Raw genomic sequence first — 14,746 nt, forward strand, 5'->3', positions numbered from 1 at the left:
TCCATGTATCATTCGCTGTTCAACATCCTGAGTGGCCGGAACACACGACAGGGCCTGTGGGGCCTGCCGCTGCTGGTCGCCTTGCTCATTTCGCTGTGGCTGACCGTCGAGACGACACAGTTCGCCACGGCCGAAAACCTTTTCAACCTGGTTGCCCAGGCGATGCCGCTGATCATCGCGGCGCTCGGACAGCTCATCGTCGTGCTGATCGGCGGGCTCGACCTGTCGGTCGGCTCGGTCATCAGCTTCACGACGGCGGTGCTGGCGCTGGACCAGCCGGCGATCGTGCTGATCCCGGCGGTCTTTCTGCTGGCCGCGTTCATCGGGTTGATCAACGGCCTGGCGATCACCCGCTTCAACGTCCATCCGATCATCGCGACGCTGTCGACGCAGTATATCGTGCTTGGCATCACGCGCATCTTACGTCCCGTCTCCGGCGGCACCGTGCCGGAAATCGTCATCGCTGCCGTTTCCGGCAGTTTCCTCGGCATTCCCTATCCGGTTTTCTGGGGGATCGTCGTGATCCTGGTGGGCTGGAAACTGCTCTACGGATCGCGGTACGGGCTGCATCTGTTCGCGATCGGCGGCGGCATCGCGTCCGGCGCCGAGAGTGCGGCCCGCAACTTCGGCGTCTCCGACCGTCGCAACAGCGGTTCGCCAATCTGCTTTTCGAGCGCGGTGACGCGTCGTCCAAGGGTGGCTGCGCTGAGGCGCGTGGTTCCCGTCGCTGCGCTCAAGCCACCCAGCCGCGCAACGTCGAGAAACAACCTCAGATCGTCCCAGCCAATATCCATTTTGCAGAAATGAAAAACTCCTTGCGACCGTGGCTGTAGCGCGAAGCGGGCATCGCGCGCAAGTATGCAGGAATTGGAGGCGTTGGATAATCTTGCCTGACGGGACAGGGATAAGCGCCTCGGCTGGCCAAGAAGCGAGCGCCATCTTTTCGATCGAGCATGCGATTCGCGCAGATGCTTTGCGCTTTCGATCAACCCAGGCGCGCGGGCATTCTGCGCGCCAAAGGAGACGACCATGTTGTATGAACTTCGATACCGTTTCACCCGCTGGATTGCCTATCGCCAGACGCTTGCGAGCTTGAGGCAGGCCCCGGACAGCACACTGGTGGATGCTGGCATTTCCCGCGATGAGATCCGCGAGCGTGCCCGCCATGCCAGCCTGCGCCGTTGAGGAAACGGGCATGGAGATGATGGAGCTTTGGGATGGTCGATCGGTGCCGCGCATCGGGATCGGCACCTGGGCAGCGGGGGGTGCCGCGCGCTGGCGCGACACGGCGACAATCTATGGCGAGGTCGACGATATCAGGTCGCAAGCCGCGCTGGCGATGGCCTATGACATCGGCGCGCGGGTGTTCGACACGGCTGCCGCCTATGGCGCCGGCAATGCCGAACTAATCCTCGGGCGGGCGTTGAAGGGTAAGGACGAAGCCGTCATCGTCACCAAGGTCGGCTATTTCGGCGATCCCGAAACGCGCAAGATCGCTCCCGAGGATGCCTCTGCCGCGGCGATCCGGACATCGATCGACAATTCGCGGCAGCGCCTGCAGCGCGATTTTATCGACGTCGTGCTGCTACACATCAACGAATATCCGATCGAACGCGCGGCGAGGTGTTCGATACGCTCGGCCTGTTGCGCCAGGAGGGCAAGATAGGCGGCTTCGGCTGGAGCACCGATCACTGCGAACGGCTTGCGGCCTACGCGCCGCGCGAGGGTTTCGTCGCCGTAGAGAACGACTTCAATGTGTTTACCCCGGCGAACGAGCTGATGGCCGTTGCGGCGCGCGAGCACCTCGTCTCGTTCAGCCGGCTGCCGCTGGCAATGGGACTGCTCACCGGCAAATACACGCCGGCCATGAGGCTGCCCACCGATGACGTGCGCGGCGGGAATGCCGATTGGATGGTGTTTTTCAGGGATGGCGCCGCCAACCCGCAGTACTGTCAAGGCTCTCGGCAATCCGCGACCTGCTCACCTCGGGCGGACGCACGCTTGCGCAGGGTGCGCTCGGCTGGATCCTCGCCAAGTCGGCAATCGCCTTGCCGGTTCCCGGCTTCACGCGGCCCGAGCAGGTCGCGGACAATCTCGGTGCGCTGGAAAGAGGGCCGCTGCCGGCAGCGGTGATGGCCGAGATCGACGCCGTGCTGAAAATTGCCGAGACCGCTTAGTGTTGCGAATCCGAAATTCGCATTGGTGATGATGCCGACCAACTTCGATCTCTCCGATGTCCGCCGGTATCTTATCTTCCCTTGGCCAAGCTTCCGTGGCGCAATTGAACAAAGACGGAGCGGCGGACCCGACTCCATTTGAAGGTCCGCCACTCCGGGTTTTCAGATCACAAAGACTGATGCTGCCACGGGAAATGGGTAGCGAGCTGCGCTTGAGCTGCGCCGCCGACTTCATCGCTGTCGATAGAGAGCGATCCGGTTGTACTGTCAAAGATGATGTGGTGGGAACCATCATCGGCGGCCGTATCAGCAGAGGAAGCATGCAATGAAAGCCCGCCCGACTTAAGCTCGGTAAGAGCGGGTTGATCGAGGTGGAGCTTGTCCTGGAGCTTGCTGAAGTCGAAGGCGTCGTTGCCTCCGTGGCCGGACATGATCTCGGCGGCGCCATTTTTTGCCTGGGCGCCGACATTTTCATCGGGCTGGACGGTCTGCGCGAACCCGTGGCGAACCAGGCTGGTTGCCGTTGTGTCGGACGGGTCGTTGGTCGGGAGAAGCTCCGAGCCGGCCGAAAGAGAATGGTTCAACGCAGCCAATATGCGGTCAACGCTGCTGCCCTCGCTTACCTTGTCGCCGGCATTATCGTGGGTGGTGTCAGTCGAACTGCCGTCGCTGGCAAGGAGGTGCGAAAGCGCGGTCTTGCTATCACTGCCATCGCTTGTGGTGGCGCCGGAAGCGGCGGTATCAGTCGAACTGCCATTGCCAGCGAGGAGGTGCGAGAGCGCGGTCTTGCCATGACTGCTATCGCTGATGGTGGCGCCGGAAGCGGTGGTATCAGTCGAACTGCCATTGCCGGCGAGGAGGTGCGAAAGCGCGGTCTTGCCATGACTGCCATCGCTGGTGGTGGTGCCCGAAGCGGCGGTAGCAGTCGAACTGCCGTCGCTGGCGAGGAAGGGCGAAAGCGCGGTCTTGCCATGACTGCCATCGCTTGTGGTGGCGCTGGAAGCGGCGGTATCAGTCGAACGGCCATTGCCGGCGAGGAGATGCGAAAGCGCGGTCTTGCTATCACTACCATCGCTTGTGGAGGCGGCGGTGTCGGTCGAACTGCTATTGCCAGCGAGGAGGTGCGAAAGCGCGGTCTTGCTATGATTGCTATCGCCGGTAGTGGTCTCGGCAGGGGCAGTCGCAGTCGAGCTGCTATCGCCGGTGATGGCCCCGGAAGGGGCGGTGGCAGTCGAGGTGCTGTCGCTGGGGGTGGCCCCGGACGGGGCCGTGGCAGTCGAGGTGCTGTCGCTGGGGGTAGCCTCGGACGGGGCCGTGGCAGTCGGGGTGCCATCGCCGGTGGTGGCCTCGGCAGGGGCAGTCGAGGCGCTATCGCCGGTGGTGGCCTCGGACGGGGCCGTGGCAGTCGAGGCGCTATCGCTGGGGGTGGCCTCGGACGGGGCGGTGGCAGTCGAGGCGCTATCGTTGGGGGTGGCCTCGGACGGAGCCGTGGCAGTCGAGGCGCTATCGCCGGTGGTGGCTTCGGAAGGGATGCTCGCCGTAGAACTGGGATCAGTAGCCGCGGCTTCGGAAGGAGCAGTCCCTCCAGTGTTGAGATTGTGTTCCCGGAAAACGGCCTGCAGTTCCGAAGAGCTCTCCAACGCTGTGTCGCCTCGCTGCGAACCCCAGGCGTATGCGTAGTCGAAGGCGGGTGACGGAACCAGCTTGGCCCAGTGGTCCATCATGGTTTCCATCTGGGTGGCGGTGGGCACGACATATTTGCCACCCATGTCGGTGTTATAGTCGCCACCTCCAAACGTCTGGTAGCCTGGAATGATCTGGCTCGTCGGGATGCCCGATGCCTGAGCGGCGGCGACGAATTTGTCGATCATGTTGTAGTCGACCGCGCCATCCGTGCGGACAGGATAGACATCCACGCCGTAGTAATCGATACCCGTACTGGCGGGATTGTAGGTGTTCGAAAAATCTGGATTCGCCGACGTCCCCAGGCTCATCATCGTGATATAGGTCTTGGCATCCGGCACATTGGAATGAATCCAGTCGGATTCTGCCTTCAGATTTGCGGCAGAGGCGTAGGTACCCCATTGGCCGGTGGGATCCGGCTCGTCAACCAGGAAGAATCCGAACAGCTTTGGATTACCGATGAAGGGCGTGACCTTGTCGACAAAGGAGGAGGTTACTCCGTCGGTTTCGTTCAGATAGACCATGCCTTTCATACCGTCCGGCAGCGCATTGAGTTGGTCAACGGATGAAACGTCAGCCAGATTGAATCCGGCTTGAGCAATTTCCGTGCCCGATCCACCTGACGTGTAATGCAGAGTTGTCATCCAATATTCCTTTTTCTGTTTCGACAGCGCCCTACCTACAGACTGCGTATATTAGCGCCAAATCACATACCGGCACCCCGTGAGAGAAACTTTGATCGTAAGTTGATACACACAGTGCGACCTTCTCCCCGATAAGCCCTTCGATGCGGTGCCAGGTCGCAAGAGAGTCTTGCGCCATGTGCCGGACCTGGCGTGCGCTATTTGGAGTGCGCTTCGCTGCTCTTGAAGCCTCGTCATGCGGGGTGCTGGGGAATCGGCTGAGCCGTCAATGAAACCGGAAGCGGGACACATCCAGCGTGCCGTACAGCGTGCCAAGCCCGGATACCCCGGTGTTTCGCGATTAACGCGAATCTTTCTGGGACACCCGCCGAGCGCCTCTGATCACGATGTTCGTGCGGACGAGGTTGGCCGGATTGGCTGCGAGGCTGGTGCAAGGCGATATATCCCAGACACCAGAGCGCGAACGAGCGGCTTGCGTACCGGCGTCTCGATGAAGCGCCAGACGAGAAAAGAGGCAAGAAGAGTCCCGGCAAAGACAACGAAGAATGCGGCGTTCTTTCCGACATGCGGCGCCAGCGCGTTAAGCGAGATGTAGCCAATATACTGATGCAAAAGATACAGCGGATAAGTCAATCCTCCGAGCATCATGACAACCTTGGATGGAGCAATCACCGAGCGGAGCAGTATCGCGCCAGAGAAGACTCCGTAGATCACTATATTGGCGGCGAGGAGAGCAGGATACGAAATGGCAGCGCCAAAGTGCTCATGCATCCAGTTGTGAGAGAAGATTATGGTCTGGCAAGACACCAGGAATGCGACGGCAAGAAGCAGGAACGCAGCCGGCGAACGGCCCCTTGCAACGATGTCTTCCGCGAGGATGCCGGCGGCAAACAAAGGCGCATAGTTTGTAATAAAGAGAATGCGTATCACCGTGTTCTCAAAGAAGAACTCGTTGCTTGCCGAAATTGCGAGCCAGATGGCAGCGATAGGTATTTTCCAGCGCTGAAAGGCACCCGCAAAAATCAGCACTGCAACCCAGCCGTAGAACAGGATCTCGAGCATGATCGACCAGTAGGCCCCATCCATGGATGGTCTGCCGAAGAGGCGGGCGAACATAGAGAGATTGGCTACATAGGTCGCAATATCGGTCGGAAAACGCTGGTCTTTGGCGACGACGAGAACAACAAAAGTTGCGGTCATGCAGACAAGGAATCCGGGATAAAGCCGGGCGAAGCGGGCGACCGCGAATTCCTGCCAGGTTCGACCTTCGGCCGACCACGCGATGACGAAACCGCTGATCAGGAAAAACAGATTGACGCCGAGATAGCCATAGATGGCGTAAGGTGCTGCGGCAGGATATTCTACATCGAGACTTCCGGCGATCGCGCCGCCAAAAAGATAATGATAGAGCACGACCGCGAGGGCTGCGGCCAAGCGCAGCAGGTCGAGTGATGCCATGCGCGCCGGAATGGCTTTGCCTGCCGGTTCCACAGCCATCTCCCGTCGCCGTTTCAGCTTTTGACACCCATCAGCGGCTTGATCCGCAATGCCAGTGCTAACGCGAAGGCTGCAAACCGGCGGCAGGCCACGCCTTTACCTTCTCAAGTACGAACAGCTGCTCGCAGGACAGGAACCGGAGGACGCTGAAAGAGCGTACCAGCTCGAGCCCCGCCTCTGCGAAATCCTGTCGTGCAACGTTAAGATTGACGGGATGAGGCGCCGACAGCCTTCCGGTGATTATCTTCCGCAGCCTTAGTCGCATTCTCTGGAGGCGGGTGCCAACGCCGTAGGATACGATCAGACGGCGGCTGGCAACGCGCGCGAGCTCCATGATAATGTCGCGCCTGAGATGTGGCGGGATAAGATGGATGAGGCGAAGACAGACCACCGTGTCAAAGCTTTCGTCAGCGAACGGCAGTTGCGTCACGTCACATCGGATGAATCCCCGAAATCCGGACTGACCTTCATATGCTGACTTAGCCAGGGCCATCATTTCCATTGAAATGTCTGCAGCCAGCACCTGACAATCATGCCGGCCCAGCACGCCAGCCAGCTTCCCGGTTCCGCATGGGATATCGAGCACCTGAGATGGAGGCGGGCTGCACCTCTCCAGCGCCTTGGCGATGCAGCGCTGCTCCCGTCGCGCAATGACGTAGGATGCAATTGTAGACAGCTTCAAGCGGCCTGCATATCCGTCCAGGTACCAGCTCGCAAAGCTCGGATCCTGATATCTCTGCTTTGTTGGGAGATCATAGGCCGCGGCCGCGACTTCGGCGTCGTAACTAGTAGGCATAGCGGCTGTAGCCCCTGCTGACGGATATGACTTGAGGTCCTCGCTCATCTGCCCGCTTTCATACGATTTCTCCTGAGATGGAATCGAAGATTTTTTGTCCAACCTATTCATTGGATGCCCCACCAAGCTGTTCTATTGGCGATAAAGGCGGCAAAAGATCAGTTCTGGGTGGGGCCATCGCAGAGGTAAGGTTTCCAGATGGCTGGGTATCTCGCATCCCCCGAACGGATGAGACATGCCGAACTTATGACTACTGAGCCCCGTGGAGGTGCGCTGGGGCATTGGGCTACTGCACAGCCCTGTCGGGGACGGAACGGCAAACGGATGGAAGGCAATCGGGAAGGATAGTGACCGAAACGCACTCCTTCCGTTCACGATTATGGCCTTCGTCGATATCCTAACGTGACCACACCGTCATTCATACGGATGGCGCGAATTCCTGGCTCGTCGGCTAGACATCCCGGGAAGAGATGGGCGTTCGCTTCAGCAAATGGACATAACATCACTGCCGGAAGGCTTCCCTCAGTCTGGATTGAAAGATGATCTTGGAGCTATTTGGGCCGTCCGGTGCTGGTAAGACGACGTTGGCGTGCGAGCTGGTGCACGTTCTGCGAGCTCAGGGCTACTCTGTTGTTTTGCAGACCGGCGACCGTCGACACCCGGTTAGAAGAGCCGCCTTCAAACTAGTCTCCGGCTTGCATTCAAAGTGGATTGGACAGCGTTCTCTCGGTGCAGAAGTGCTTAAGATCCTTCCACCCAAGAATGAGCTGTGGGCGGCTCGTCTGAACTGGCATCTTGAAGCTCTTCTACAAGCCTGGCGCGCGGCAATAGCGTCCAAGGACACGATCTCAATTTTTGACCAGGGTATGGTGCAATTCGTGTGCTCGCTGGTTTTGTTCAGCGGCATAACGGATCGTGAAAGGGTGTCGTGCGCCCTCGAGCTTCTACCCAAACCGGACCTGCTTGTCCGATTGCAGGCGCCACGAGAGATTCTAGAGGCGCGGTTGAGGGAACGCCGGCGTAATCTCGGCATCATTCAGAAGTTCCTCGAAGTTGATCTGCAGAGCAGTCTTGATCATATCGACCACGTTAATCTTATCGAGGAACAACTTGGATCGTTCCCGGTACCGACAACTTGCGTTGAAAGCTTAGATTCAGACGGGCTCGCTGCCGCCACCGAAATAATAGCGCGTGGAGTAATTGACAAGTTTGGCGCGGCGCGGGCGAAATTTAAAAGGGTTGAAGCTTAGAGAGATACGGTTTTGAAGCGCCGAGAAGAAGGTGTCCAATAAAAACGGAAATCGAACTATTGAGACGGAACCGCGTGAGTTGACACGACATGCGCTTTTTTCGCTACCAAATTGTCTTGGCGTTGACGCTAGCTGCCAGCGCGACATCCATAGATCTGCGCGGAGCGGTGAGTGAAGAGGATGTGGCATCGACAAAGTTCGTCGCGCCGGTGGCCATGGACCTGCCTGATTACCTGCACCCGGCGAAGGATGCGGCATTTGGCACAACTTTCACGCGAATAACCAAACCCGGAATCCTCGGCGCCGGCATCGCATGCGGGAGCAAATATTGCAGCCACCGCTATTCGAGCGCTCAGGCCTGGAATTCGGATCAGAGCCTTCTTGTCATCAGCAACGGCTGCGGCGGCTTATGCTTCCTGGATGGGCGCACCTACGCTCCGCTTTTTCGCCGTGTTCGATCGATCGAATGCGAATGGCACCCTCGCGATCCCGACCTGATGATCTGCGTCGGTGGTCGGAAAATCTCGACGTGGGCGCCACGCACCAATCATGAGGAGGTCCTGTTTGTTTCGACTGACAGTAGCGATCTCCAGTTCGGCCCTTATAAAGGGAATCCGAGCCGTGACGGCAGCCGTATAGCCGTGCGCGCGGTTCGCGGGGACGGCAAAGCGGTCGTCTTTGCCTACGATCTCAAACAGCGGCGGAAGTTTCCGGAAATCGATCTCGCACAGCTTGTCGGGACCAACAGCGCCTGCTCAATCTCGCCGCTAGGCGTCAACATCTTATGCATTCAGTACCTAAAAGACGAAACTGAACAGACGTTCATCTTTTCGGTTGACGGCGTTCTGCGCCAAAAATGGACCGAGCATCATCGGCCTGGCCATGGGGACATGACGGTCGATGCCGACGGCAGCGAAATCTATGTGGGGATCAGTAAATCCGATCCGGACATATTCCAGGTGATCAAGCGAAGGCTGTCAGATGGGAAAGTCACCTCGCTGATGAGATATGGCGAAGCACAGCATGCATCGCTCAGGTCACTGGACAGGCCGGGTTGGGTGTTCCTTAGCTATTCCGGCGACCCGGACGAAGTATCGAAATATCCGAATTGGGCGCCGTATGCGCGGGAAGTCATCGCGCTGCGCATCGACGGCAGCGGAGAGGTTCGACGTGTTGTGCAGACGAAGAACGCTCCATTCGACTACTGGAGTGAGACCCACGCCTCGCCGTCCCCAGACGGTTCACAGGTGGTCTGGTCAAGCAATTGGGGAGTACCCGGCGGTCCGGTTTACGATTTCGTCGCCCGTATTGACTGGCCGGAACGGTCAAACACTGGCTCGAGAGCATTAACCGCGAGCGGTCTTCAATAACGAAACCTTCCGGCCACCTATCACGGTTGTCTCCGATCGTGCTTACCCATTGTCCGTTCAACACCTCACCTCCAACTTCGCCGCCACGCAGCTCCGTCCAATGTCAATTCATTCAAACAGACGACGACAGGTGGCCAAGCCTGCACCTACCGTGAAAGTGCAGTTTGCAAGGCTTATGACACTTGCCGGAACTCTACGATTTACAGAAATGACTCGAACGTCGGGTGATGGCTTTTGTGCGAAAGACGCTCGCGTCGGAGCCGAGAAAGGAATAGCAGATGGATGCGGATAGGCGAGCCGAAGAGAATGCCTCTTTCAATCCTGAGTTGTTGAAACGGTTAGTATGCCCAGTGACCAAAGGCTCACTTGCCTGGGATGGGGATCGCGACGAACTCGTATCGAAGAGCGCAGGACTTGCCTACCCGGTACGCGACGGCATTCCGATCCTGCTAGCATCGGAGGCACGGGCGATCATCTCCCGCGTGGTCAAACTTCGCGCATCCAGAGGATGAGCTAGCCGCGCAAATTAGGCGGCATTCCGACGGCAACCAGCACCAAGACAGGAAAGTGCCGCGGAGCGCGAGCCGTTTGTCAACAGACCACTCCGTGCTCGGGCATCTGGGCAGTGCCGACCTTTTTGATGCAACGCGCGGCTACCTGAACCGGCTGGGCACGGCGATCCGTTTCCGGGACACGGTGTGTGTCATTCAAACAGACGAGGACAGTGGCAAGGCCTGCCCCTACCGTGATCTTGGGCGTGATGGGTAACGAAACCAACACTATGAAAGCAAATTCAACGGCCGGCCACTTCGCGCGATCGGGCTACGGCGAACGGTCAGGAGACGCAGGATGAATCCGCACCTCGTGTGTGTTGGAGGCGAGGATCACGCCCTGCGAATCCCCTTCCTGATGTCGCTGCGAGAGAAGGGATTCCAGGTTACTGCGGTTTCGAGCGGCGGTGAAGCCGCATTCCTGCGGCATGGCATTCCGCATCGCAGCTACGGTTTCGACCGCTTTTCCAGCAGCAGCGGGGAATGGGCCGCCATCAAAACCATTCGAAAGCTGATGGCGGAACTCCGGCCGGATATTATCCAAAGCTTCGACACCAAGCCCAACCTGGTGACGCCACTTGCGGTGCGCGGGAGCGTTCCAGTCGTGCGCACAATCAACGGTCTGGGCTGGACGTTCTCGTCCCTGGAACCGCGCGCCCTGGCCCTGCGCCCAATCTTTTGCGGACTGCAATGGCTTTCGTCCTTATGGACGGCCGCTACGGTGTTCCAAAATCGGGACGATCAGTCATTCTTTGAACGCTACCGACTGATCATACGTGGCAGCGGACGAGTGATCCGCAGTTCTGGAATCGACGTCGATGCGTTCGCCATGGCAAGGCATCTTGGCCCGTCGGCGATGAAAATGCGCGAGGAGCTTGGGCTCCAATCCGCCGAGATCGTAATTTTTGTCGGCCGGCTAACTCGCCAGAAAGGCATCCCGACACTCCTCAAGGCAGTCCCTCGCATTTTGGCTGAAAGGCCCGATGCCCGTTTCGTGCTTGTCGGGCCATTGGAATCCGAGGGCCCATTTGCGGTGGACAAGGCGGAGATTGATCGACATGCGCCCCATGTCATCGCCTTGGGCCCACGACGCGACGTTCCTGCCCTGCTTGGCATGGCCGATCTGTTCGCCTTTCCGACACAATACCGCGAAGGGATTCCGCGCGTCCTGCTGGAGGCAGGGCTGGCAGGATTGCCTATCGTCGCCTCAAGGATGCCTGGCTGCAATGAGGTGGTCGAAGACGGATGGAACGGCCATCTCGTCCCACCGCACGATCCGAACAGCCTTGCGTGTCGAATTATAGACGTCTTGTCCGACCGCCGGAAAGGAAGGACCATGGGCGCTCGCTCTGTCGAGCTGGTCCGGACGCAGTTCTCGCTGCCCTGGGTGGTCGAGCAATATTGTGATCTCTACGACAATGTCCTTAGCGCCAAATCCCATGGCGGCTTCGCTCGACCGGCGTCGCCGGCGTTGCTTGAAGAGGCTGCTGTAAACCGCGCATTGGGTGGAGCGCGCCGATGATCCGCGACGCGTTGCTGGCCTGCGGCGTTGCGATGTCCTATGCGGCGCAGCTCACCATTCCGGGAGTGCCGCTCGGCTATGGCGAGCTGTTTCTCGCGCTTTGGGTCATGCTGTCGATCGGCCGGGTGCTCGCCGGCGGTCACTTGGTAGTCAGGCCCGCCCTGATCCGTGTCGCGGGCTTCTGGCTGATCATGACGCTTGCTCTGGGGATTGGCACCATCGTCGGCTATCTGACCACGGTGCTGTACCTGTCGGTGGTGATGCACGATATGATAGCCTACCTGCTGCTGATCTGCGTCACCTGCCTAGCCGCCGCGGAGCCCGAGGCTGATCGTCATCTGCGCAGTACTGCGTGGTGGGTGGTCGCGATCGCGAATGCAGGCTTTATTGTTCAGCTGGCACTTGGATGGGGTTGGATCCACCAATCCGGCGTCGATCCGTGGTACTGGGATCGCTTCCGCGGCTGGTCCGAGAACCCGAACCAGCTCGCGCTCTATTGTGCACTCTTTGGCCCATTCGCCTTGCATCTTGCGACGACCACTAGCAATCCGTGGGCGAGATTGGCCGGGCTCAGCAGCCTTATCCTGACCATCTATATCGGAAGGCTGACGAAGAGTGATACCTATCTGTACACGACGGTCCTGGCCTGCCTGATATTTCTTGGGCTGCGGGTTCGGACATGGCTCGCAACCGGTGACGGCAAGGCCAGCTTTTCCCGGCAAGTTACCCTCCTGTTGATGATTGGCTTCCTTCCGTTGGCCTTGTCGATGACGCCCTACATTCTCACGGAAGCGGGCAGCGTCGAACAGTTCGCCTTAAGTCTCACCAAGGACAAGGGCGGCGACGCGACCGCCGAAACCGCCGCACTTCGCCTCCATCTCTGGGGAGATGCATTGGGCAAGGGCCTGACGTCAGGATCCCTGGGCCTTGGTCCTGGGCCGCATCTGGAGCGCCCGCCCATTTCCTACAGCCAGTTTCTGCCCCGGCCTTTCGAGGCTCACAACACGATTCTCGATCTATACACTCAAGGTGGTTTGATTGCAGTCCTAGCCCTGGCCTGGATTGTCGGCGCGGCGGCTTTATGCGCATGGCGTGCAAAGCTCGATGCCCTGTTCGTGCTCGTCGTGTCGATCGTTATCTTCGGGATGCCACATCTGATCATCCGCCATCCAATCGTGTGGTTTGCGCTGACCATTTGCCTTGTTGCCGGAACGCCGCAAACGGTTTCGGCAACCTCGAGCGACCGGAGGTGATGGCATGTGTGGGATTGCCGGAATTCTCCTTGCACCCGATGCAGCCAGTGCCAGGCCGCTCACGGCCATAGGGCAGATGACGACGGGCCTTCGTCATCGCGGGCCTGATGGTGAAGGCTTCTGGGTCAACCGTGAAGCCGGCATCGCCTTCGGCCACAGGCGTTTGGCTATCGTCGATCTATCGGAGGCGGGACGCCAACCAATGCATTCGGCAAGTGGCCGATATGCCATTACGTTCAACGGCGAGATCTACAATTTCCGCGATCTGCGCCGCGAACTTGAAGGCGCTGGCCATCGGTTCCGTGGCGCCAGCGATACCGAAGTCATGCTGTGCGCAATCGAGAGTTGGGGTCTCGACACCGCACTGACGCGCCTCGCTGGCATGTTCGCATTTGGATTGTGGGATCTGAAGACCAGGACCCTCCATCTCGCCCGCGACCGAATGGGCAAAAAGCCGCTCTATGTTGCTGCAACACGCGATGCGCTTGTTTTTGCCTCCGAGTTGAAGGCGATCAATCGTTTTCCAGGGTTCTGTCAGGAGCTCGATCTCGACGCGGCTGCGACGATGCTTTCGAAGGGATGGGTGCCGGGTAACAGTTGCATCTGGCAAGGCGTATTCAAGTTACCTCCTGGCTCGGTTCTGTCTGTGACGGCGGCAGATTTTGCCGAGGCGCGCAGTGCCGCATCCCTTTCGCAACGCGTCCGACACTGGTGGTCGCTGCCTGAAGTCGCCGCGAACGGTCGACTGAATCCAATCGCCGGCACCGACGAAGAACTGACCGACGAACTCGACGACCTGCTGCGACTTGCCGTTCGGGAACGCATGGTAGCCGATGTGCCGCTGGGTGCCTTTCTGTCTGGTGGCATCGACAGCTCCGCCGTTGTGGCGCTGATGCAGGCTCAGTCGCCGAAGCCGGTGCGCACATTCACGATTGCTTTCGGAGAAGGCGGGTTTGATGAGGCTCCCCACGCCGCGGAGGTTGCGCGGCATCTGGGCACCAATCATACTGAACTACACCTTTCGGCCGCCGCTGCGCGCGAGGTCATTCCAGAATTGCCGCAGATCTGGGACGAGCCGTTCGCCGACGAATCGCAGATACCAACTTTGCTGGTGGCGCGGCTCGCCCGCCAGCATGTTACCGTGGCCCTGTCAGGCGACGGTGGCGATGAATGCTTCGCCGGTTACGCCCGCCACTTCATGGCGGCGCGGTTGAAACGACAGCATGCGCTGCCGTCGCCGCTGCGTCACACGCTTGCTGCAGGGGTCGAATTGCTGGCCCGTGCGGCGCGCTACGATCTCGTCAGCAAGCTGCCGCTTTCGGCGAGTGCACGGCTCGCGCTGCGGAGCGATCGGCTGCACCGCCTCGCTCGGCTGCTCGCCGCAGCAGATGAGGACGAATTGTATCAACGGCTGACCGGAGTATCGACCGAGAGCCTCACACTCCACAAGCCGCCCACATCAATTCAAGAGTCACCCCGGCTTGATGGCCTGCTGTCCCGTCTCTTGTACGACGACATGGCCGGCTACCTGCCCGACGATATACTGGTGAAGTTGGACCGTGCCAGCATGGCCAACAGCCTCGAGGGCCGGTGCCCGCTTCTCGACCATCGGGTTGTCGAATTCGCTTGGCGGCTGCCCGCACATGCGAAGGTTCGCAATGGCAAAGGCAAGTGGATACTTCGTCAGTTGCTGAGCCGCTATCTTCCGCAACGGCTGATCGACCGGCCGAAGCAGGGTTTCGATGTTCCCATAGCGGTCTGGCTGAGAGGCCCGTTGCGCGACTGGGCCAGCGATCTGGTCGCCGATATGCGCCTCTCCGGAGATGGGATCTTCGACTTTGCGAAGGTCGCGATGTGCTGGCGCGACCACCTTGACGGAAGACAGGACCATTCTCGTGATTTGTGGCCCGCATTGATGTTCCAGGCCTGGCGCAACGAGGCCGGGCGGCCCCCAGGGCCGGCAACGGGCATGTCTACAGTGCTCGAACTGACAGGAGTATAAG

13 protein-coding genes and 2 pseudogenes are annotated in these 14,746 nt (G+C 59.5%); 11 read left to right on the forward strand and 4 right to left on the reverse strand.

Annotated elements, in window-relative coordinates:
* Positions 1-3: 3 nt before the first annotated feature.
* Positions 4-807: an ABC transporter permease gene (locus NKH71_RS13235; protein WP_352790746.1), complete on the forward strand. Its 804-nt coding sequence runs from the start codon at positions 4-6 to the stop codon at positions 805-807.
* Here the strand turns inward: NKH71_RS13235 and NKH71_RS13240 are convergent.
* Positions 690-1,031, reverse strand: a pseudogene (locus NKH71_RS13240) (hypothetical protein); the annotation flags it as partial. The gene NKH71_RS13235 and the pseudogene NKH71_RS13240 sit on opposite strands and share 118 nt — an antisense overlap.
* On the opposite strand from NKH71_RS13240, the gene NKH71_RS13245 reads away from it, so the two are divergent.
* The 4 genes and pseudogenes from NKH71_RS13245 to NKH71_RS13260 all read left to right on the forward strand — a co-directional run bounded on the left by NKH71_RS13245 (position 1,030) and on the right by NKH71_RS13260 (position 2,177).
* The gene (locus tag NKH71_RS13245; RefSeq protein ID WP_352494508.1) at positions 1,030-1,185 is read left to right on the forward strand and encodes a YjiS-like domain-containing protein; all 156 of its coding nucleotides are present in this window, start codon (positions 1,030-1,032) and stop codon (positions 1,183-1,185) included. The pseudogene NKH71_RS13240 and the gene NKH71_RS13245 sit on opposite strands and share 2 nt — an antisense overlap.
* Positions 1,186-1,195: 10 nt before the next feature.
* Complete coding sequence (locus NKH71_RS13250; protein ID WP_352790748.1) at positions 1,196-1,666, forward strand: aldo/keto reductase; 471 nt, start codon at positions 1,196-1,198, stop codon at positions 1,664-1,666.
* Positions 1,624-1,824: pseudogene (locus NKH71_RS13255) on the forward strand (aldo/keto reductase); the annotation flags it as partial. The gene NKH71_RS13250 and the pseudogene NKH71_RS13255, both read left to right, overlap by 43 nt.
* 83 nt (positions 1,825-1,907) lie before the next feature.
* Positions 1,908-2,177, forward strand: coding sequence for an aldo/keto reductase (locus NKH71_RS13260; protein ID WP_352895114.1), 270 nt, complete (start codon positions 1,908-1,910; stop codon positions 2,175-2,177).
* Between the two features lie 167 nt (positions 2,178-2,344).
* Here NKH71_RS13260 and NKH71_RS13265 read toward each other — a convergent pair whose 3' ends face one another.
* The 3 genes from NKH71_RS13265 to NKH71_RS13275 all read right to left on the reverse strand — a co-directional run bounded on the left by NKH71_RS13265 (position 2,345) and on the right by NKH71_RS13275 (position 6,908).
* Positions 2,345-4,504: a calcium-binding protein gene (locus NKH71_RS13265; RefSeq protein WP_352494506.1), complete on the reverse strand. Its 2,160-nt coding sequence runs from the start codon at positions 4,502-4,504 to the stop codon at positions 2,345-2,347.
* 381 nt (positions 4,505-4,885) lie between these two features.
* A complete protein-coding gene (locus NKH71_RS13270) occupies positions 4,886-6,001 on the reverse strand; it encodes an acyltransferase family protein (protein ID WP_023718572.1) in 1,116 nt (371 codons plus the stop codon).
* A 58-nt stretch (positions 6,002-6,059) separates the two neighbouring features.
* A complete protein-coding gene (locus NKH71_RS13275; protein ID WP_084642592.1) occupies positions 6,060-6,908 on the reverse strand; it encodes a class I SAM-dependent methyltransferase in 849 nt (282 codons plus the stop codon).
* A gap of 428 nt (positions 6,909-7,336) precedes the next feature.
* Between NKH71_RS13275 and NKH71_RS13280 the strand changes: the two genes are divergently transcribed.
* The 6 genes from NKH71_RS13280 to asnB all read left to right on the forward strand — a co-directional run bounded on the left by NKH71_RS13280 (position 7,337) and on the right by asnB (position 14,745).
* Positions 7,337-8,047, forward strand: a complete 711-nt coding sequence (locus tag NKH71_RS13280) for an AAA family ATPase (RefSeq protein ID WP_023718570.1) — start codon at positions 7,337-7,339, stop codon at positions 8,045-8,047.
* 89 nt (positions 8,048-8,136) lie between these two features.
* On the forward strand, positions 8,137-9,417 hold the full coding sequence (locus tag NKH71_RS13285; RefSeq protein ID WP_352790751.1) for a hypothetical protein: 1,281 nt from the start codon (positions 8,137-8,139) through the stop codon (positions 9,415-9,417).
* A gap of 278 nt (positions 9,418-9,695) precedes the next feature.
* Positions 9,696-9,929: a Trm112 family protein gene (locus tag NKH71_RS13290; protein ID WP_084642590.1), complete on the forward strand. Its 234-nt coding sequence runs from the start codon at positions 9,696-9,698 to the stop codon at positions 9,927-9,929.
* A 337-nt stretch (positions 9,930-10,266) separates the two neighbouring features.
* Positions 10,267-11,490 carry a glycosyltransferase family 4 protein gene (locus NKH71_RS13295; RefSeq protein ID WP_031193856.1) on the forward strand — a complete coding sequence of 408 codons (1,224 nt, stop codon included), beginning with the start codon at positions 10,267-10,269 and terminating at the stop codon, positions 11,488-11,490.
* Positions 11,487-12,743, forward strand: a complete 1,257-nt coding sequence (locus NKH71_RS13300; protein ID WP_352790753.1) for an O-antigen ligase family protein — start codon at positions 11,487-11,489, stop codon at positions 12,741-12,743. The genes NKH71_RS13295 and NKH71_RS13300 overlap by 4 nt, the downstream gene beginning before the upstream one ends.
* 4 nt (positions 12,744-12,747) lie before the next feature.
* Positions 12,748-14,745: an asparagine synthase (glutamine-hydrolyzing) gene (gene asnB, locus NKH71_RS13305; RefSeq protein ID WP_023718566.1), complete on the forward strand. Its 1,998-nt coding sequence runs from the start codon at positions 12,748-12,750 to the stop codon at positions 14,743-14,745.
* Position 14,746: the final 1 nt, after the last annotated feature.

Source organism: Mesorhizobium sp. M0983, assembly GCF_040318975.1.
GTDB lineage: Bacteria > Pseudomonadota > Alphaproteobacteria > Rhizobiales > Rhizobiaceae > Mesorhizobium.